Here is a 19969-nt window from a genome sequence, read left to right as displayed (position 1 = left end):
TTGTAGAAGGATTATACCTTAAATTTTCCAACCTCAATTGCCAGCTTCTCAATACTCTGCTTGTTCTTCTGGGTGATTTCATTCACTTCCTGCACGGCATTGTTAATCTGGACTGCACCCGATGCCATTTCGTTCATGCTGTCGGTTATCATTCGAGTAAGATTATCCAGTTTCTGCATTTCTTCTGCGACCCCTTCTCCGCCTTTCAGCATTTCGTCAGAACCGGATTGTACTTCCGTGGTTACCATGTTGATGTTCTTAATAGCTGTTAGTACTTCTTTACTGCCGTTTTCCTGTTCACGCATCGCTTCGGTCACGCGGGCGCTCATATCTTTAACCTGTTCGGCAAGGGTGAAGATACTATTGAATTTTTCTTCTACCGTCGTCGATGAAGCGGAAAGTGTTTCAATTTCACCGGATAAGTTTTTGAGTGTTGTGGTAATCGTTTTTCCTTGCGTTGCAGAATCTTCTGCCAATTTGCGGATTTCATCGGCAACAACGGCAAAGCCTTTTCCTGCTTCGCCTGCATGAGCAGCCTCGATTGCGGCATTCATTGCCAATAAGTTTGTCTGCGATGCAATATGCTGAATAACACTTGAGGCTTCTAACAGCGAGCTGGATTCTTCGGCAATTTTCTGTGTTACGGTATTGGTTGTTACGAGTGTTGCTTTGCCGTCTCCTGTAGCGGTTGTCAGCTCTTTAATGGCACTGTCTGTTTTAACAAGCGTTTGCCCGATAGAGGCAATATTTGCAACCATCTCTTCTATAGATGACGAAGATTGTGCAACACTGGCTGCTTGTATTTCTATGCTGCTATTTAGCTGTTTGATGGTACGGACAATTTCTTCAACGGTTGCGGCGGTTTCGGTAACGCTTGCTGCTTGGGTTAATGCTTGCTGTTTTACGCCATCGATATTCGCACTGATTTCATGAACCGCGCTTGCAGTTTCAGTCATATTGGAAGCCAATTCGGTTCCAATTTCTTCCATTGTGTTTGAGCTTACGCCTACTGCCTGTATTGACGTACCGATCTTTGCAATTGTTTGGTTAAAGTATTCCGACATATCGGTAATTTCATCATTACCTCGTATCGGCAATCGGACCGTTAAATCTCCTTCGCCTTGTGCAATATCTTGTAAGGCGCTTGCTGCATGTTGTATCGGCTTTACTATTTTCGTGGCTATAACATATATAATGAGTAAAACAGCAACAAATATACCGAGACTCATAAGCCCCATTGTTTTTCCGAGAAGGTTAACATCTCCCATAAATTCATTTACCGGTGCGCGTATAACGGCATTCCAGCCGGTCGCGTTAACTTTAGCAAAGGAGGATATGTACTGAACGCCCTGATAGGTGTAGTATCCGACTTCGCTTTTATCCGTCTGCAATGCTCTTTGCAAAAATGCTGCGGCAGAAGCAAACACGGGATCGTTTTTTCCTTGTTCTATCACATTCAGTTGTTTGGCTGTTAGGCTTGAATCCTTATTTGCAATAATAGTTCCCGTCTGTCCCATAATAAAGCAGTTGCCTGTTTCGCCTATTACTATATCTTTAATGAGATTAGCAAGCTGTTGAACAGAAACCCGCGCAGCAAGCACTCCTGCAATGGTGTGCTTGCTGTCATAGATAGGCATTGCAAAAACGAAAACGGTTTGGTTGTCAACTCGCGAAGCATGAGCATCGCTTACAAATTGTTTGCCTTGCATTGCTGCCCTAAAATACTCACGATCGCTCATAGAAAGTGTTCGTCCGTCAGCGAGATACATATTACCTGCGGTATCGATCATATACATGTCGTCTACTCTTGTCGTTGCCTCACCCTCTCTTTTTAAGAAGAGGTGCTTTTCATACAATGAGGTTGTCGGATCTGTGAGAATTGGCATACGACTAATACCTTCAAGGAATAAAAAGCGTGCCGTAATGCGTTCATCGATGAATCCTGCGACATCGATAGCCTTGTCGGTCAGATGTGTTTTAATTTTTTCGATTACAGCACGGCGTGCCATAAAAATACCTAACGCAATTTCGACAGCGGATGCCGCCCAGATAAGTAAGCCGAAAATTAAAATCAGCTTATACCGAAGAGAAAAGCGCTTTTTCATAGACTACCTCCTGATAAAATAATAGATAATTTGTAATGAATAATTCGAGGTGATGCCGCAAGGCATTAGTTGCGGTAACTTTACAAACGCATATAAAATTTTTTTCTCGGAAATGATGCTGCGTATAGTTTATAATGGAGAAATGCTTCCAGTAAGGTATAACCAATCTATTTAGGTATGCACTACAAAGTTTGCGTTGATTATTGGTGGAAACTAAAGAGTAGATTATTTTGCAGGGATTACCAATTAAATCAGGTATTATACATATGTTTCTCATTTAGTCAAGTCTCCTTCTTAAAATACGATAAAACGTTTTGAAAGTGTCTTGTTCTTGGTATAGTGTTACACAATATTGATAAGAAGCTATACCTGAGAAGTTATCCCCATAACTGTGCTTTTATTATACTCATTCCGTATTATTTTGCAACTACTTAATCTAAGGTGTAGTTGAATCCGCGGCACGGTTAAGTAGTTGCCTATCCATGGCGGTACTGATTAGATGTGGTCGTAGGTGAAGTTTTTTCTTTTTATCGGAAAATTATTTTTTTCAGCGCTTTTGCGAAATATCTTAGACACAAATAGAGCGAGTAGATACAAGGCGCGAACAAAAATAAAGCGGAGACGTACTTTGTGTACGTTGAGCATTTATTTTTGTGCAGCAACGCCGTAGATACCGCTCTATTTGTGTCTAAATTTTGAATTTAGAGACTTCGATTGCCAGATTCTCGATACTCTGCTTGTTCTTTTGTGTAATCTCGTTTACTTCCTGCACGGCATTGTTAATCTGCACCGCACCTGCCGCCATCTCATTCATACTGTCAGTTATGATGCGGGTAAGATTATCCAGCTTTCGCATTTCCTGAGCGACCCCTTCACCGCCTTTCAGCATTTCCTCGGAACCGGCTTGTACTTCCATTGTTACCGTGTTGATGTTCTTAATAGCTGTCAATACTTCTTTGCTGCCGTGCTCCTGTTCTTTCATCGATTCGGTTAGATGGGCACTCATCTTTTTAACCTGTTCTGCAAGAGTAAAAATACTATTGAAATTTCCTTCTACCGTTTTTGATGATACGGAAAGTGTTTCTATTTCCGCTGAAAGCATTTTTAAGGTTGTGGTGATCGTTTTTCCTTGTACCGAAGATTCTTCGGCAAGCTTTCTTATCTCATCAGCTACAACGGCAAAGCCCTTGCCGGCTTCACCGGCATGTGCAGCTTCTATTGCAGCATTCATTGCCAATAAGTTTGTCTGCGATGCAATGTGTTGGATGACGCTTGACGCTTCCAGTAAAGAACCGGATTCTTCTGCAATTTTCTGCGTTACGGTATTCGATGTAACGATCGTAGCTTTGCCATTAGCAGTAGCAGGTGTAAGCTCTTTAATAGCGCTATCGGTTTTAGTGAGCGTTTGCCCAATCGAAGCGATATTTGCGACCATTTCTTCTATAGATGACGATGACTGTGCAACACTTGCTGCCTGCATTTCGATGCCTGTATTCAATTGCTTAATGGTACGAACGATTTCCTCAACGGTTGCCGCTGTTTCGGTAACGCTTGCCGCTTGAGTCATTGCTTGATGTTTTACACCATCGATATTTGTACTGATTTGGTGCACCGCGCTTGCCGTTTCAGTCATATTGGTAGACAACGTATTTCCGATTTCTTCCATTTGATTGCAGTTCACACCTATCGATTTGATTGCGTTTCTTATTTTTGCAATCGTCTCGTTAAAATATTCCGATAAGTCCGTAATTTCATCATTTCCGGTTACTGGAAGGCTTACGGTTAAATCACCTTCGCCCTGTGCGATATTTTTTAAAGCCGAAACTGTTCGTTTAACCGGTTTTATCATACCTCTGGATACTAAATAGACGATAATAACGGATCCTGCAAAAATAACGAATCCGATTAAAATCAGACTGAGCCGGAGCGTGTTTACGGTTTCCATAAATTCATGTACGGGCGCACATACGATAGTAGTCCATGCGGCCGACTTCAATTTTGTATAAGCTGCAATTTTGGGAACACCCTCGTACTCATAATAACCGATGCCGGGTTGTGAAGAAGCTATCGCGTTTCTTTCAAATCTTCCGCAAGAATCCAATTCAATATTGCTCTGTCCTTCTTGACTTGGATTGAGCATACTTGTTACTGCATCGATATCCTGATCGGCAATCGTTGCTCCCGTAGGTCCTATGATGTAGCAATTGCCACTTTTGCCGATGGTAATGTCTTTGATATTATCTCTGAACCACAAGCCGGAAATATCAGCAGATAAAACACCTATAATACGATGGGTTTCATCGTAAAGCGGAATCGAAAAGGTGCTAATCAGTTTTTGAGTTGTTTTCGAAATCAATAAATCTGAAACGAAACGCTCTCCTTTTATTGCAGCCTTAAACCAATCTCTATCGCTTACATTTACCGTACCGCTTTCTACATAGCAAACGCCTGCGGTATCACTGATATTGAGTTCTTGTATTGTATTGTTGCTCACTGCATTTTTCTGCAGCTGTTCCAATTTTTCTTGATATGAAGCGGTTGGATCATACAGTATCGGGATATGGGATAGCCCCTCTAAAAACTGAAAAAAAGCAGTTATTTTTGCGTCGATGATCTCCGCTTCATCCAAGGCCTTATCAATAAGCTGTATTTCCAATTTTTCGATTACGGCCTTCCGTGCAAAGCTGATTGCCAGCGCACCTTCCGTCAACGAAGCTACTGCAATTAAAAGTCCAAAGATAATAATCAATTTGTTGCTAATTGAAAAACGTTTTTTTGCCATATTACAATCCTATTTTTATCTCACTTTAAATAATTTTGAGTCGAGCGGTATATATACCATATTCCATACCTTTTGAAAATAGGAAAAAACTTATTTGGTAAAGGAAAAAAATTGTTGACGGGTGAGGAAATCTCACGGTATACTTTTACAAGAGAGTATGCAAGAAAAAATATTCGCAGGGGCAGTGCTGATCATTACGGTGCTGCTCTGCATCGGTATGCCGAAAATTTCAGATAAACTCAAACCTGAATCGCCGTTTACGCAAGAATTTGCTGAGGGTATTGTGGAGGAGGTGCTCGAGGAAGACCTTTCTCCCGATCCGATTGTGCAAGGAAAGTTCCGCGGTACGCAAAAGCTTCGCGTTAAAATCCTCGAAGGAAACTATAAAAATAAAGAATTTGAAGTGTATAATACGCTCAGCAGTCTACACAGCAATTTTGCGTATAAGGGCTTAAAAGCGGTGTTCACACTGCGGAACAGCGGAGGGAAAACAGCCGTGTGGCTTTATAACCTCAAGCGCGGCACCCATGTTTTTATGCTGCTGGGGCTGTTCTTTGCTGCCCTTATCCTCCTCGGCAGGGGACAAGGGTTAAAATCCGCACTCGGACTGGTGTTCACCTGTGTACTCATTGTTACCGTGCTTATTCCCGCCCTGTTTGCAGGCTTTCCTCCCGTGCCGGTTTCTATCGGTCTTGTTTCCATTATGACCATCGTCAGCTTTATTTTGATCAGCGGCTTTACGCGCAAAACATATACCGCCATCGCAGGCACCGTGTCCGGCATTACCATTGCGGGGATTATTTCGGTAATTGTGTCCTATTCGGCGCAGCTTTCAGGTGTTAATATGGAAGGCGGCGAGCAGCTGCTTAATTTAGCTCCCGATTATAACCTCCAACTGGATGGGCTATTGTTCACCTCAATTTTAATTGCCTCGCTCGGCGCTGTGATGGATGTCAGTATGTCCATCGCATCTTCTATGCAGGAAATTTTATCCGCCAATCCGCGCCTCAGCAAAAAAGAACTCTTTCAGTCGGGCTTGACTGTGGGCAAAGATATTACCGGCACGATGAGTAACACGCTCATTCTCGCCTTTGCCGGATCGTCCCTGCCGCTCGTGATGATGATTTGGGGCTATGGCATGAGCTTTACGCAGTTTATCAATATCCCGCGCATCGTCATAGAGATTATGCACGGTATTTCGGGGAGCATCGGCATTATTGCGGCAGTTCCGTGTACGGCACTGGTAGCTCTTTTTATACTGAGAATACCGGCTGCGGAAAAAATGCGAAAATAGACGGAAAATATCCGTACTATTATAGAGAGGGAATTGCTCACCGCTCAGTACAGCCGGTGAAAGAGACCCAAAAAAAATGTGAAGGAGTATGCACATGATCAAGAAAAGAATGCTAGGTTTTGTTGCTGCATTGATCTTTGTTTTTTCGCTGACAGCCTGCGTGGAGACAAATTTATCGGCACGAAGCACGGAAAAAAACTCTGCGCGTACCGCAAAGGCACGCGGAAAGCAATCTGATGAGGTAAAACTTACCCACAAGATTATCCAAAAGGGACAGCCGGGGGCGGATGCCGTTACCTTGACATTCGGTGTAACGGGCGACGTACACGGGCGGCTCTATGCCTATGATTACGCAGTATGCGAGGAGACACCCGCTGCCGGTTTTGTAAAAACATACGTATTGGCGCAAGAGCTGCGCGCACAAAATCCCAACACCGTTTTAATCGACGTCGGCGATACAGTGCAGGATAACAGTGCCGATCTGTTTAACGACCTTGACACCCACCCCATGATTCAAGCGCTCAACTACATGAACTACGATATTTGGGTTTTGGGCAACCATGAGTTCAACTTTGAAAAAGAATTCCTTGCCCGTAATATCCGCCACTTCAACGGTTCGGTATTAAGCGCCAATATCAAAAACACAAAGGACGGCAGCCATTTCGTACTACCCTATCAGCTGTTTGACATTGAAGGAGTCCGTGTTGCCGTTATCGGTATGGTGCCGCCTCATATCCCGATGTGGGAAGCCGCCGCACCGTCTCACTTTAAAGGGCTGGAATTTGAAGATCCGATAGCGGTTGCACGTAAAACCGTCGATTCCTTAAAAGGGCAATACGATGTCTTAATCGGTGCGTTCCATCTTGGGCGCAATGGTGAATACGGCACCAACAGCGGCGTTATCGAAATGGCAAAGCAAATCCCCGAATTCGATTTAATTTTCGGCGGACATGAGCACGCTCGGTATGCAACCCTTATCGACGGTCAGAACGGAGATAAAACATGGATTATTGAACCGGGCTGCTATGGTTGGGCTTTAGCGGTAGGCGAAGTACAGGTTAAAAAAGATAACGGCGCATGGAAGGTCGTTTCCGTAAAAGCGGAAAACCGCGAAACCGCTAAGATTGCTGCCGATAAAGCGATGGAAAAAGAGTTTGGCTTTGTGCATGACAAGTCCGTTGCAGATGCAAACCTCATTGTCGGAAAAGTTACTGCGGACTTTATCCCGCGTGTTGACTACATCACCGGACAAGATAAAGTTACCACCATGCCTACTATTCAGCTTGAAGATACCGCACTTATCGACTTAATCAATGATGTGCAGCTTTATTACACGAAGGCTGATGTTGCTGCCGCTGCCGCTTTCCGCTTGGATATGAATTTAAGGAAAGGGGATTTCAAGAAAAAGGATGTTGCCTTTATCTATAAATATTCCAATACGCTGATGGGTGTTAATATGACCGGTGAGAATCTGTTAAAATACATGGAGTGGTCGGCTTCATATTACAACACGGCAAAGAAAGGCGATGTAACGATTTCGTTTAATCCCAATGTGCGCGGTTATAACTACGATATGTTTGAAGGTATCGATTACGACATTGATATTTCAAAAGAGGCTGGGAATAGAATCACAAACGCCAAGATAAAAGGGCAAACCCTTGATCCTAAAAAGGTGTATAAGGTTGCCGTCAACAACTACCGTTTCGGAACGCTGCAAAGCTTAAAACTTGCGACACCCAAAGATGTGTACTACGACTCGTATGAAGTCATGCAGGATGCAGGGCGCATACGCGATCTGATTGGTGCGTATGTAAAGAAAGTCGATAAGGGCGTTATTACTCCTAAGGTGAATTACAACTGGAAGATTATCGGCTTTAATCCGAATGTTGCCGAACGGGATAAGATTTTTGATGAGATTAGAGCGGGTACTATCATGATTCCTCGATCTGCAGACGGCAGAACCCCGAACATAAAATCCATTAATATTTACGAATTGAAGAAGTAAAAAATAATAGGCATCTCTAAAAAACTGATAAGATTTTTAGAGATGCCTTATACAATTTTCAGAGGTTTAGTTAAAAAACCGTGGGCGCCTAAAGTGCAGTAATTGCTGCTATTAAACCGAAAATAACGCCCGGTGCATTTGCCGCTGCAAGCGGATAATCTCGTTTATCTTTCAGCAATGCGTATAAAACCCATATTGTACAATTGACGGCTGCTGCTAAGGGCTGAAGAAAAACGGTTTTATTTCCGCTCAAATTATCCATAATCTGCGGAATATAGGATATATACATGGTAACCGATAGTGCTGTTCCTATCCAACCGATAATCTTTAATTTGTTTTCGCTCATGGCGGTTCCTCCTTACGTAAGTCGCAAGTATAAATTGATGAATTTACTATATCCATTTTATCGGTGTTGAGCAATATTCGGGCATATCGGATAATCGCACCGGACATATTGTCGACTATCCGCAGCTTATTCGCTCGGTTCGTTGAGCTTGTCGGTAATTTCCTTTATTTTTGCAGAATGAGCAAGTACATAGAGGATATCGTTTTTTTGAATAACGGTATCGCCTTTCGGGAAAATGATTTTTCCATCGCGTACAATTGAACTGATAAGCGTATCCTTATCAAGATGAAGCTCGCTGATCTTTTGACCGATGCTGCCGGAATGATCTTCAATATAAATATCGAAGATATCAATATCGCTTGCTTTAAGCGAATACAGCTCGACCGAATACAGCGATTCCGGTTTTTTAGGGTTGGTAAATTTCAAGAGCCGAGCAAGCGGAGCAAGTGTAGTTCCCTGAATAATACAGGAAAGGAAAACGGCAAAAAAGATAGAGTTAAAAATAAAGCCGTCCTTATCCAACCCGTTTGCAAGCGGATAGGTCGCAAGAACGATCGGAACCGCACCTTTAATCCCTCCCCACATTAAAAAGAATTTTTCCTTCCGTGTATATTGAAACGGAAACGTGGAAACCAACACGGCAAGTGGACGGGCGACAAACATCATAATACCGACAATAATGAGCGCTTCTTTCCAGATATGAACAAAATGGTGTGGAAATGACAAAAGCCCCAGCATAATAAAAAGTGTGATATTAAAGATTGTAGAAATGCTTTCGAGAAAATTTCCGACGCTGCGCTTTGCAGGAAAAGCAGTATTGCCGATCCAGTACCCCATAAAAAACACTGCGATAATCCCGTTTGCTTGACAGAGTTCCGCTGCCCCATATCCAAGCAACACACATCCCAGTATCAGCACATTATAGTTTCCTCTGTTATCCGACTGCAGCCGGTTAAACAGCCATATCGAAATTTGAAAAGCAAAGTAGCCGATAATGATACCGCCGACAAATTGCCAAATAAGCTCTGCTACCGCCAAGGCTGGGGACTTAAAAGCCCCTGTTGCAATATGCACAAAGGTGAGGGTAAGCAAAATCGCCATCGGGTCGTTCGCAGCGGATTCAACATTGAGCGTTGCGGCAAGCTTATCCTTAATCGGATTGGACTTGGTAATCATAAAAACACCAGCGGCATCGGTAGAAGAAATAATAGAAGAAATCAGCATCGAATAGGTTAACTCTAGTTTAAGGATAAAGTGAATTAAAAATCCAAGCGTCACGGAAGTAAGTGCAACACCGAGGGTTGCAAGCGTCATCGACGGACCGGCAACTCTTTGAAACGTCTCCTTTGTAATGCAAAACCCGCCGTCAAAAATAATAAAGATCAGCAGGATATCAGCAATTTTTTTTGTTAAAAGGGCATTATCAAAATAGAATAAATTTAAGACATCACCGCCAACAAGAACACCGATAAGAATAAAACCGATAAGGAGCGGCAACCCGAATTTATCGCTGATTTTGGTCGACAGCATTGCCAAAATGATAAGAAACGAGATAAACAGAATCATAGAAACCTCAAAGTTGGAGCTATGCCGATTGTACCGATTTTGACAGTAAAATCAACAGAGGCAATCGCTGATACCGTTTACTTCTAAAGCAATCAAACTATCTTGCAAAATCAATAACCTTAAAATCCTGCAGCATTTTTTTTCCGCCCAATTGAAGCATCTGTAAAAATCTTTGAGCCATACCCTGCGGTACATTTCTACCTGCTTCCCAAGCCTCTACAGTTTTTGGAGATACGCCAAGCACACAAGCAAAATTTTTCTGTGTAAGATTTAGCTCCTCTCTAATCTGCTTTATTTCTTTACAATGATATGAAGGTAAGTCTGCAATAGTTATGGTTATTTTCCGCGCCTTATTGGGTTTTCCTTTTGCATACTCAAGACTTTCTGAAAGTCCATTCATAATACTTTCAAATACATTAACTTCTTCCATGGGTTACCTCCTTTTCTGCATTTTTTATAGCAGTTACTAAATGCTTCATCTGATTTCTTTCTTCTTTACTGAGATTTTATATACCCCTATCCAATAGGGTGTCAAGGTTTTTGTTAAATTTATACGTGAGGTAAATACGGCTTCATTTCGTTTTCTAAAAAGAGCGGCCGGTATTGCTCGAAGAAAATATTGATGAATACGGTTGCCGTAACACATCCCGGAACCTGCAACCATGGCAGGGGCTGTAATTATCTTCTTTGTGTTTGACGATGATAATAAAAGACACATGGGCATCTCTAAAAACCGAAGTTTTTAGAGGTTCTTATCGGATAAAAGCCGGTGCTGCTAGCGCTTTTTAGAGGAGAAATGAGTGAAACGAACGATACTATCTATTGTCTGTGTATTGATTCCGGTCATTGCGTTTACAGAGAACGGAAGAATTACCATTTCGGAGCGCGCCGACTATTCGGTTTATAAAAACGATACTTATGCAGGGCTTACCTATCGGGAAGCCTATATCTACCTTGATGAAAAAGCTACCGTCTATAATGATGAGCCGGCCTATCGGTATGAAGGAGAAGCCTTTGTGCTGGAAGAAACCCGCAAGAATATGGTCGGCACGGCAAAAAAACTTGATGAAATCAGACCGATTGCTTTTACGCAGTCGGCTCATCGGGGAACGGACGGCACAAAGATAGCAGCCCTTCACTTTACACAAGATACCGGCTATCCGCTGCTGCGGAATTTCCCGGCAAGTCCTACGCAGCGACTCGAACAACAGGATAGCGGAAAAAAATGGACAGCTGAAAGCACTATCGTAGTATGCCCGCAGCAAGGGAAAAATCCTACGAGAATACCGGTGTTGGCTGAATATCAATACATCGGCAAAAAGAAGTACAATGGAACCGATACTCATTATGTAAGGGCTGTGTTCGCCTTGCGGTACCACGGTGAAGATCATTTAGGAGATGCTGATATGCTTCGTTCGGAAGGAAGCAGAACGGCGGATATTTATCTGGATGATCGGAATCGCCCGCTCTTTATTCGGGAAAAAATCGATGAAACATTTTTCTATAAGGGTGCTGAATCGATTCGGCAGCGCGGCTTTTTACTGCACTTTTACAATTACGGGCAGCATACCGTTTACAACGGTGGTTCCGTACCGACAACGGCATTACTTGATCACTCCAAGAATCCGGTGAAACCGGAGAACTCAAACAAGGAGCGCATAAAAGATAAGGGAGACGGTATTTTTAATGTGCAGGAAACACCGCGCGGCATATTATTAAATTTAAAAAATTTACATTTCGTTGCGGATAAGGCGGAGTTATTACATGGAGAGGATAAAAAACTCGATGAAATAGCCACCATACTAAAAACACTTACCTTTAAAACCCTTTTTGTTGAAGGTCATACTGCTGATGTCGGCGACAAAAGCACCCAACACGGGCTGTCCCTCCGGCGAGCAAAAACGGTTGTTGATGAACTGACCAAACGCGGCATCCCGTCCGGTGTATTCATCTATAGCGGAGCAGGTGGCTCAAAGCCGATCTCATCGAATACAACCGAAGCGGAACGCGCACTAAACCGGCGTGTCGAAATCACTATCATGGAGTAAAACGGTGCCTCTACCTCTGATACCGTCTAAAAAAATCTCTTTGCGATTTGTTAATTTAATGCTATAATCGTTTTATGCAAAAATTATATCGATATGGATTACTATGTATCGGCTTCTGCCTTGTTGTTATGGTGAGTAGCTGTATTTCTACCGCCTCAGCAGGAAAGAACACCACGAGAGATAACCAAAACCCTAATAGGGATGAAAGAGATATACTGCTTATCTTTACCGGTTCCGATTGGTCAAAGGAAGCAAAAGATTTTTCAAAAAACATTCTTACCGAATCATGCAAAACGGAATTGGCGCAGCTCTATGCCGTCCGCTTTATCGACTTGCTGCATAACCCTTCGGAAAATGAGCGGGAAGCAGCTCAAAAGAACTATCTGTTATTTTCGGAATATGCAGTACCTGATATCCCTTTTATCATACTGCAAACAGCCGAACAGGATATGTATGCCTCTGCTGTTATAGAAGCAGATATAAAAACCGAAACTCAGCTAATAGAAAAAATTAAAGCATTGACTGCGCAGCGGACGAAGGTGATTGAGGCACGAAAGCATATCAATACTACAAAAGGACAGGAAAAAGCACGAGCAATTGACACCTTTTTAAGCACGGTCGGCAATGCGGAAGCACACCGCTATGATTCTCTGCGTATGCAAGTACCGGCGCTCGATCCCGATAATCGATCCGGCTTAAAAGGAAAATACGTGTTGATGAGTGCCGACATACGGGCAAAGAGCTTTGCACAGCAGGGGAATTACCTTAAAGCGAGCGATGAATATAAAGCCGCCGCAGAAACCGGCGACCTTTCACCTGCCGAATTACAGTTAGCGTGGTACTTAGCGGCTTATTCCTACTTAATGACGGAAAATACTGAGTCGGAAACCGCTATCGAGTATTTACACAAAGCTATCGAAGCAGACCCTCAAAATGCCGCGGTGCAACGACTCAATCAGGCAATACATAAGTTGCAAAATGATGTTCAGTTAAAAAAATAATGAGAGATAAAAGGAATTACACGATATGATGTCCAAACACACTCTTGCGATGCTGCAGCAAATCGCACACGGTATCGCTATCCACTTTGGTAATAATTGTGAAGTACTTGTGCATGATCTCACCGCCGACTATACCAATAGTTCAATTGTCATTATAGAAAACGGTACTGTTACGATGCGGAAAATTGGCGACGGGCCGTCTCATGTAGTGCTTGAGGCGTTGCATAGTGATCATAAAACGCTGGAAGATAAGCTCAGTTATCTGACAAAAACGAAGGATGGGCGCATTCTTAAATCGAGCAGTATGTTTATCAGAGGCGAAAATAATGCAATCGAGGCAGTGTTTTCGATTAATCTTGATATTACACCGATGCAGATGGCAGAGAACGTGTTGCAGCAGCTGATTTCGCCTATCAGTGCTAAAAATGAACCTGAAAATATTCCGCAGAATGTCAACGATCTATTGGACGAACTTATCGAACAGTCTGTCCGTATTGTGGGTAAACCGGTTGCATTGATGAATAAAGAAGACAAGATCGCAGCGATTAAGTTTTTAAATGGATCCGGTGCTTTTTTAATTACAAAATCCGGCGATAAAATTTCAACCTACTTCGGCATTTCCAAATACACACTCTATAGCTATATAGACGCCGGTGCAAGCGGGCATCAATAATGCCAAGTCATATTTTGTACCGGCAGCGGTAATAGGCTATCGCATTTTCTGCTATTTTCTATGGCAAACCCTAAACTATTTAGAACAATTGATAAAGCCGTTTCCGAATATAATATGATAGAAGAAGACGATCGTATTTTGATTGCCGCTTCCGGCGGGAAAGATTCGACCGCTCTTGCAGAATATTTTGCGGCACGGCTGCAACGACGGCATCCGGTTTTTGAAGCCGCTGCGCTCCATATCGCCACAGATATCGGGTCAGCGTTCGCGCCTGAATTGGCAGAGCGGTTTAAAAGCTGGGGAATTGAGTTAAGTATTAAAACCATTTCGGTGCTTGAGCGGCTTAAAACAGGCAAAAAGATGAACTGCTGGTGGTGTTCCAGTCAGCGCCGGTTGGAGCTGAGCAAATACGCGCAGGAGCACGGTTTTAATAAAATTGCGCTCGGCCACCATTTGGACGATATCCTCGAAACGGCGCTGATGAATGCGCTGACGAAAGGAGAGCTTGCAGCGATGCCTCCGGTACTGAAGTTCGATAAATTCCCATTGACCTTTATCCGCCCGCTCTGCCTTGCCGACATTCCGATGATTATCCGTCATGCAGAAATGCAGGGGTATATTTCTTCTACCTGTACATGCAGCTATCAGGATAATTCAGGCAGAAAAACCGCTCGTTCCCGCTTGGATAAGCTGACAGACGGCAACTATGAGTTAAAGCGTAAGCTCTTCGATGCGTTGCGGAATATCAATACGGCGTACTTACCCTAGTAACACCTTTTGAAATATACGACGCATCTGCGTTGTCGCTTAACAAAAAACAGTCCTCGACGTACAACAAGTACGCCTGCGGGTGTTTTTTGTACGCTCCTAGCATCTGCACCGTCTATTTCAAAAGGCTTACGGAAAGGTTTTACGATATGCCGTTACTGCGAAAAAATTAATCCTCAACGTATCAAAACTGCCAAGGAGGGCAGTGGTTTCAAGCAGAAGCAAGTTTGCTTCTGCAAACTTGTAGCCCAAAAATGAACAAGGATGTTCATTTTTGGGCGTGCCTGCGGGTGTTTTTTGTACGCTCCTAGCATCTTCAGAACTGCCAAGGATGGCAGTGGGTTTATACAGGAGCGAGATTTGTGTTATGCACAAATCTCGTCGTCAGAACGCCCAAGGATGGGCGGGGAATAAGTCAGAAACAAGTTTTGGAACAAAACTTGTCCTCTACCGATGTACATGGACGTACATCGGTAGAGAGGTACACGGATGTACAACTGCTTAACAGTCTATTTCAAAAGGCTTACGGAAAGGTTTTACGATATGCCACTTCTGAAAATATTCAACGTATCGCCTGCCTTGTGAAGCAATGTTAGGTTGAAGTAAATACTAGATAATTTTTTTTATTAGTACGATGCAAGATATCGAGCCGTATTAACATTTCGTATGGTCATATCTTTATATACTTTATGTGATATTATTTTATTTAAATGGCTTTTATTATAATCTTCTCGCCGAACATTCCAGATTAACGCACCCTTAACATATATTAATTGTATATATTCCTTTTTTATTGGTAATTCATTTATTATGTTTTCATTATCTATTGATTCAAATAAATACGCTACATCGGTCTTTTGAGCATCATTATTTTGCCACTCACTAGGGATGCTATTTGCTATTTTTACCATCTCACTTTTCGTCTTTACTAATACTTTTACTTCATTCCTAGTCGTTATATGTAATACTTTTTCAATATTCTCTCTGATACTATTTTTCGTGTCATTTGATTTAAAAATGACATTTCCGGAATTGATATATGTTAAAACATTTGAAAAACCACATTGCTCAAATAATGTTCTCAATTCTTTCATGTTAATTTTTACTGAATTTCCAACATTGATACCTCTGAGCAATGCTATATAATCCATATATTCCGTATCAATTCCGCCATGGGATGGCGGGGTATTCAAAAGAATATCTAATTACCCCGCCATAATCGCTATTTTGTGATGCGCGATGCGGCGCTGATAGTGCGGTGGCGTTCTTCCCAGGGGGAGGCAACGCGGTTTACATCGGAAACAACGAGGAAGCATTGAGTCGCCTTGCCGAACCAGTCTTTATTGGTTGCATCTTTGCGGAGTACATACTGGCATTTTTTTCCATCGGTAGAGAACGAGCGGCATCCGTTTACCGGCTTTCCCGTTGCATCGATCATTGAACCCGAATCGCGATAGTATTCTTCTCCCGGCACGTCAAAATAGAAATAAGCATTTTTAACCCGCGGATCGTTAACCGAAAAGATAATCTCTATTGTATCGGAATCGCGGGAAACGGATTGTATAACCGGCATTGTAAGTGCTTGCTGTTCGTTTTCTGCTTTCGCAGCAGGGACAATAAGGAAGAGAACTTTTCCTTTTGCGGCTCCTTTAGTAGACTTATCTTCCATAACGGTTTTGCCGCCGATTCCGGTTACATTCAATTCTTTTTCAAACGGCTTCTGCCCCTCAAGTGTAACCGATGCGAACCACTTTCCAAGAGCAGCCGCTCCCTCACCTTCACCCGAAGACAGATGTTTCAGCATCAAGAGTTTCTCTTTTTTATTAATCTCCATCAGCCCCTTTGCACTTTGCTCATCAAGCCCCCACACATCAGCGGGTGAAGCAAAGAAAGCTTCTTTAAAGTCTTGAGCTGTTAGATCACCTTTGTATTTTGCAAGCATAGTAACAAAGATTTTTCCCTTACCTTTATGCTGTTTTGAAACAAAGGACGCATCAGCCTGCTCAATCATCCATGAAATGTCGGTAATTTGAGCTGCTGCCGTTTGAGCAGCCGGTTCTTTTGTTTTAGCTTCAGCCTTTTTGTTTTGAGGCTGTTTTGTAGAAACAGCCTTATCACCAGCCCCTTGCTTGGTCGAGGCTATCGTTTTAGGAGCATCTTTCTTAACTGACTTCGTAGATGCCGGTTTAGGAGCCTCTTTCTTAACCGCTTCCGGAGATGCAGACTGCTTATTATTTTTTGCGGTTGCTTTAGACTTTGCCGTTTCTTGTTGTTTCGGATCTTGTTTAGCGGGCTTTGTCTGAGCATTTTTTGCTTGAGAAGCGGTTTTGTTTTTAGAAGCGCTTCCCGATTGAACAGCAGTCTTTTGTGGTGTTTCCTTCTGAGTAGATTCTTTCGCCGGTGCCTTTTGGGGTGCAGTCTTTACCGATTGCTTAGAGGCGTCAGTTTTTGCAGCCGCTGCTTTTTGAGGCGTTTCCTTCTGAACAGACTCTTTTGTCGTCGCTTTTGAGGGTGTAGTCGTTGCCGATTGCTTAGGCGTGTCGGTTTTTTTAGCCGATGCGCCGGATGCATTTGACTTCGCAGTTTTCTGCTGTGCCGACCCCTGTTTAGCGGGCTTTGTCTGAGCGTTTTTCGCTTGAGGCATGTTTTTAGCAACGCTTCCCGATTGAGCAGTCGTTTTTCGAGGTGTTACCTTCTGAGCGGGTGCTCGCGTCGACGTAGACGTTTTTGCTTCAGCTTTTTGAGGCTCGACTTTTTTAGGTTCGACCTTTTCTGAATCGGAAGGCATGGCCGCAGTAGCCGAGTTTTGCATTGTCTCTGATTTGTTTTCAGTCTGTACTACCTGTACATCCGAGGCAGACGCTTTTGCAGTTTCTACGGGCGTAAGTTTGGGAGTTTTATCTTCCGGAGCTGTTTTACATCCTGCAGCGATTATGAGTAAGCAAAATAATATAAACGATAATAATGATTTTTTCATCCAAGATCCTCCTTAACGGTAAGGCGTAGTAAGAAAACAAATAGTAGGGAACCTCTAAAAATCTAACCGAGTTTTTAGAGATACCTTGTCTTATGGAATGTATCGGTAATTATATCGGAAAGCCTAAAAAGATACCAGAGGGCTATCCCGCAACAATCTCGCACCGATCTTGACTTAACGAGCAAATGTGATATAGTTCTCACTCGTAGATATTTTCATAATTGAGGAGTATAAAATGGTAAAATTAGCGACAATTGCCGGTTCCGATGCATCCGGAGGAGCAGGGCTTGAAGCGGATTTAAAAACATTTCAGGAGTATGGCGGATACGGTATGGCAGCGATTACTTTGGTTGCTACCATGAACCCCCATAAGGATTGGAGCCATGAGGTGTTCCCGATCGGTGAAGATTCACTGCGGTCACAGCTCGAAACCATTTTTAACGGTATCGGCGTTGATGCGGCAAAAACGGGAATGTTGGCAACTCCATACGCAATCGAACTTGCTGCCGAGTATCTCGGTAAATATAAGGTAGAAAACTATGTTCTTGATCCGGTAATGATCTGTAAAGGCGGGAATTTGCCGCTTAATCCGGAAATCAATGAGCTGTTGATTAAAAAACTGTTGCCGCTTGCAAAGATTATTACGCCGAATGTGTTTGAAGCAGGTCAGATTGCTCATATCGATACGCCTTCGACATTAGAAGAAATTAAAGATGCCGCAAAACGGATTTACGATATGGGCGCCCCGCATGTATTCATTAAGGGAGGCTCAAAATTGAAAGATGCAGAGACATCCATCGATGTTTTCTACGATGGTAAGGATTTCCGCTATCTCGAAGCTGAGCTGATTAAAACCGAATGGACTCACGGGTGCGGTTGTACCGTTGCCGCTGCAATTACTGCGGGCTTGGGTTTCGGGCTTGAACCGTATGAAGCAGCCCTCCGCGCAAAGAAATTTATCACGTTAAGTTTACGGAACGGTTTTGCCCTCAATAAATGGGTTGGCCCGGGTAATCCCGCCGCGTGGCGCAAGGCCTTCAATTAAAAGAGGAAGAAAAACATGCGTGCAGTTGATATCATTATGAAAAAGCGCGGGTTTAGAGAAACCGGCGCAGGAACGCTCTCTCGGGAAGAAATTGCCTTTTTAGTGAACGGATATGTGGCCGGAGAGATTCCCGACTATCAAATGGCCGCATGGCTGATGGCGGTTTACTTTAACGGTATGACATTTGATGAAACCGCCGTTCTTACCGACGTCATGCTGCATTCCGGGGCAGTCATGGACTTGTCGGGGATTGAAGGCCCCTTTGTCGATAAACACTCCACCGGCGGTGTCGGAGATAAGCTTTCTCTGCCGCTTGCACCTATCGTAGCTGCCTGCGGGGTGAAGGTTCCGATGATGAGCGGCCGCGCACTCGGGCACACCGGCGGTACGCTCGATAAACTTGAATCGATTACCGGATATAAGACCGGCCTTTCCGTTGAACAATTCCGGAATTACATTAAAAAAACCGGTTTTGCAATGACGGGGCAGACAAAAGAGATTGTCCCTGCCGACCGGCTGATTTATGCCTTACGCGATGTTACCGCAACCGTCGAATCGGTGCCGCTCATTACGGCGAGTATTCTCTCCAAGAAGGTTGCCGAAGGCGCCGAAGCGCTGGTATTCGATGTCAAATGCGGAAGCGGCGCCTTTATGAAAACGCTGCCCGAAGCTGAAGCGCTCGCAAAGAGCCTTGTCGGTACCGGCACCGCGATGGGGAAAAAAGTTATCGCGATGATAACCAATATGTATGAGCCTTTAGGAAATGCAGTCGGTAACTTCTTGGAAATGGAAGAAACCTACAATGTTCTGAAAGGCACAGGGCCGCAGGATGTAACCGACTTAACATTACAGCTTGCAGGCTGGATGCTCGTGCTTGGTCATAAGGCTGCATCAAAAGAAGAAGGAATTCAAAAAGCGCAAGAGGCGCTTCGCAGCGGCAAGGCGCTTGAGCTGTTTTTAGAAAACATTACGCTGCAAGGCGGCAATGCAGAGCAGTTTGTGGCCGAATGCGGAAAGCGCCGCAGCCCGCACACCTGCCACATTAAAGCGGAACAGGACGGCTTTATCGCGGATATCGATGCGTTCAAAATCGGTATTGCCGGAGTTAATCTTGGGGTCGGCCGCAATAAAACTACCGATGCGGTGTGTCCTGATGCCGGTATGATTCTGCATAAGCACGCAGGCGATGCCGTAAAAAAAGGCGACCTCATCATGGACGTGTACGGCAAGGATGCGGAGTGCCTTCCGGCCGCTTCCGATATGATCAAAACAGCGATACGGTATGCAGCGGAGAAGCCTCAAATGCGTCCGCTGGTATTTAAAGAAATTTCTGCGGCCGACTTGTAGCCGCGCAGCCGG

At 43.6% G+C, this 19969-nt stretch carries 15 protein-coding genes; 8 read left to right on the top strand and 7 right to left on the bottom strand.

Going from position 1 to position 19969, the window contains the following annotated elements:
• Positions 1–11: 11 nt before the first annotated feature.
• On the bottom strand, positions 12–2105 hold the full coding sequence (locus ABH09_RS01485) for a methyl-accepting chemotaxis protein (RefSeq protein WP_253714936.1): 2094 nt from the start codon (positions 2103–2105) through the stop codon (positions 12–14).
• A 688-nt stretch (positions 2106–2793) separates the two neighbouring features.
• Positions 2794–4887: a methyl-accepting chemotaxis protein gene (locus ABH09_RS01480; protein ID WP_253714935.1), complete on the bottom strand. Its 2094-nt coding sequence runs from the start codon at positions 4885–4887 to the stop codon at positions 2794–2796.
• Between the two features lie 157 nt (positions 4888–5044).
• Between ABH09_RS01480 and ABH09_RS01475 the strand changes: the two genes are divergently transcribed.
• Both ABH09_RS01475 and ABH09_RS01470 read left to right on the top strand, forming a co-directional pair.
• Entirely contained in the window at positions 5045–6181 is a 1137-nt protein-coding gene (locus ABH09_RS01475; RefSeq protein WP_253714934.1) for a YibE/F family protein, read from the top strand.
• 94 nt (positions 6182–6275) lie between these two features.
• Positions 6276–8186, top strand: a complete 1911-nt coding sequence (locus ABH09_RS01470) for a bifunctional metallophosphatase/5'-nucleotidase (protein WP_253714933.1) — start codon at positions 6276–6278, stop codon at positions 8184–8186.
• Between the two features lie 88 nt (positions 8187–8274).
• Here ABH09_RS01470 and ABH09_RS01465 read toward each other — a convergent pair whose 3' ends face one another.
• The 3 genes from ABH09_RS01465 to ABH09_RS01455 all read right to left on the bottom strand — a co-directional run bounded on the left by ABH09_RS01465 (position 8275) and on the right by ABH09_RS01455 (position 10528).
• Positions 8275–8532 (bottom strand): SWEET family sugar transporter, encoded by a 258-nt coding sequence (locus ABH09_RS01465; RefSeq protein WP_253714932.1) that lies wholly within the window; start codon positions 8530–8532, stop codon positions 8275–8277.
• A gap of 126 nt (positions 8533–8658) precedes the next feature.
• Positions 8659–10098: a potassium/proton antiporter gene (locus ABH09_RS01460; RefSeq protein ID WP_253714931.1), complete on the bottom strand. Its 1440-nt coding sequence runs from the start codon at positions 10096–10098 to the stop codon at positions 8659–8661.
• 97 nt (positions 10099–10195) lie between these two features.
• Positions 10196–10528: a helix-turn-helix domain-containing protein gene (locus ABH09_RS01455; protein WP_162662148.1), complete on the bottom strand. Its 333-nt coding sequence runs from the start codon at positions 10526–10528 to the stop codon at positions 10196–10198.
• Positions 10529–10898: 370 nt separating this feature from the next.
• On the opposite strand from ABH09_RS01455, the gene ABH09_RS01450 reads away from it, so the two are divergent.
• The 4 genes from ABH09_RS01450 (at position 10899) to ABH09_RS01435 (ending at position 14588) form a co-directional block, all read left to right on the top strand.
• Complete coding sequence (locus ABH09_RS01450; RefSeq protein ID WP_253714930.1) at positions 10899–12146, top strand: OmpA family protein; 1248 nt, start codon at positions 10899–10901, stop codon at positions 12144–12146.
• Positions 12147–12220: 74 nt separating this feature from the next.
• Positions 12221–13147 carry a tetratricopeptide repeat protein gene (locus ABH09_RS01445; RefSeq protein ID WP_253714929.1) on the top strand — a complete coding sequence of 309 codons (927 nt, stop codon included), beginning with the start codon at positions 12221–12223 and terminating at the stop codon, positions 13145–13147.
• Positions 13148–13172: 25 nt separating this feature from the next.
• On the top strand, positions 13173–13820 hold the full coding sequence (locus ABH09_RS01440; protein WP_162662143.1) for a helix-turn-helix transcriptional regulator: 648 nt from the start codon (positions 13173–13175) through the stop codon (positions 13818–13820).
• A gap of 60 nt (positions 13821–13880) precedes the next feature.
• Positions 13881–14588, top strand: a complete 708-nt coding sequence (locus ABH09_RS01435; protein WP_253714928.1) for a tRNA 2-thiocytidine biosynthesis TtcA family protein — start codon at positions 13881–13883, stop codon at positions 14586–14588.
• A 626-nt stretch (positions 14589–15214) separates the two neighbouring features.
• Here the strand turns inward: ABH09_RS01435 and ABH09_RS01430 are convergent.
• Together ABH09_RS01430 and ABH09_RS01425 are read right to left on the bottom strand one after the other, a co-directional pair.
• The gene (locus ABH09_RS01430; protein ID WP_253714927.1) at positions 15215–15739 is read right to left on the bottom strand and encodes a DUF1697 domain-containing protein; all 525 of its coding nucleotides are present in this window, start codon (positions 15737–15739) and stop codon (positions 15215–15217) included.
• A 71-nt stretch (positions 15740–15810) separates the two neighbouring features.
• Positions 15811–17565, bottom strand: coding sequence for a hypothetical protein (locus ABH09_RS01425; protein ID WP_253714926.1), 1755 nt, complete (start codon positions 17563–17565; stop codon positions 15811–15813).
• Positions 17566–17800: 235 nt separating this feature from the next.
• Here ABH09_RS01425 and thiD point away from each other — a divergent pair, with 235 nt between their 5' ends.
• Together thiD and ABH09_RS01415 are read left to right on the top strand one after the other, a co-directional pair.
• Positions 17801–18610 carry a bifunctional hydroxymethylpyrimidine kinase/phosphomethylpyrimidine kinase gene (gene thiD / locus ABH09_RS01420; protein WP_162662139.1) on the top strand — a complete coding sequence of 270 codons (810 nt, stop codon included), beginning with the start codon at positions 17801–17803 and terminating at the stop codon, positions 18608–18610.
• Between the two features lie 15 nt (positions 18611–18625).
• Positions 18626–19957 carry a thymidine phosphorylase gene (locus ABH09_RS01415; RefSeq protein WP_253714925.1) on the top strand — a complete coding sequence of 444 codons (1332 nt, stop codon included), beginning with the start codon at positions 18626–18628 and terminating at the stop codon, positions 19955–19957.
• Positions 19958–19969 lie beyond the last annotated feature (12 nt).

Source organism: Treponema sp. OMZ 803 (assembly GCF_024181165.1).
Classification (GTDB): Bacteria; Spirochaetota; Spirochaetia; order Treponematales; family Treponemataceae; genus Treponema.
Note: the sequence above shows the minus strand (reverse complement) of the source record. Positions and strands in the feature narration are given on the sequence as shown.

What these genes read in the sequence shown, in the direction of transcription:
- ABH09_RS01485 (WP_253714936.1), bottom strand. Translation starts at nt 2,105, where the DNA reads ATGAAAAAGCGCTTTTCTCTTCGGTATAAGCTGATTTTAATTTTCGGC.
- ABH09_RS01480 (WP_253714935.1), bottom strand. Translation starts at nt 4,887, where the DNA reads ATGGCAAAAAAACGTTTTTCAATTAGCAACAAATTGATTATTATCTTT.
- ABH09_RS01475 (WP_253714934.1), top strand. Translation starts at nt 5,045, where the DNA reads ATGCAAGAAAAAATATTCGCAGGGGCAGTGCTGATCATTACGGTGCTG.
- ABH09_RS01470 (WP_253714933.1), top strand. Translation starts at nt 6,276, where the DNA reads ATGATCAAGAAAAGAATGCTAGGTTTTGTTGCTGCATTGATCTTTGTT.
- ABH09_RS01465 (WP_253714932.1), bottom strand. Translation starts at nt 8,532, where the DNA reads ATGAGCGAAAACAAATTAAAGATTATCGGTTGGATAGGAACAGCACTA.
- ABH09_RS01460 (WP_253714931.1), bottom strand. Translation starts at nt 10,098, where the DNA reads ATGATTCTGTTTATCTCGTTTCTTATCATTTTGGCAATGCTGTCGACC.
- ABH09_RS01455 (WP_162662148.1), bottom strand. Translation starts at nt 10,528, where the DNA reads ATGGAAGAAGTTAATGTATTTGAAAGTATTATGAATGGACTTTCAGAA.
- ABH09_RS01445 (WP_253714929.1), top strand. Translation starts at nt 12,221, where the DNA reads ATGCAAAAATTATATCGATATGGATTACTATGTATCGGCTTCTGCCTT.
- ABH09_RS01440 (WP_162662143.1), top strand. Translation starts at nt 13,173, where the DNA reads ATGATGTCCAAACACACTCTTGCGATGCTGCAGCAAATCGCACACGGT.
- ABH09_RS01435 (WP_253714928.1), top strand. Translation starts at nt 13,881, where the DNA reads ATGGCAAACCCTAAACTATTTAGAACAATTGATAAAGCCGTTTCCGAA.
- ABH09_RS01430 (WP_253714927.1), bottom strand. Translation starts at nt 15,739, where the DNA reads ATGGATTATATAGCATTGCTCAGAGGTATCAATGTTGGAAATTCAGTA.
- ABH09_RS01425 (WP_253714926.1), bottom strand. Translation starts at nt 17,565, where the DNA reads ATGAAAAAATCATTATTATCGTTTATATTATTTTGCTTACTCATAATC.
- thiD (WP_162662139.1), top strand. Translation starts at nt 17,801, where the DNA reads ATGGTAAAATTAGCGACAATTGCCGGTTCCGATGCATCCGGAGGAGCA.
- ABH09_RS01415 (WP_253714925.1), top strand. Translation starts at nt 18,626, where the DNA reads ATGCGTGCAGTTGATATCATTATGAAAAAGCGCGGGTTTAGAGAAACC.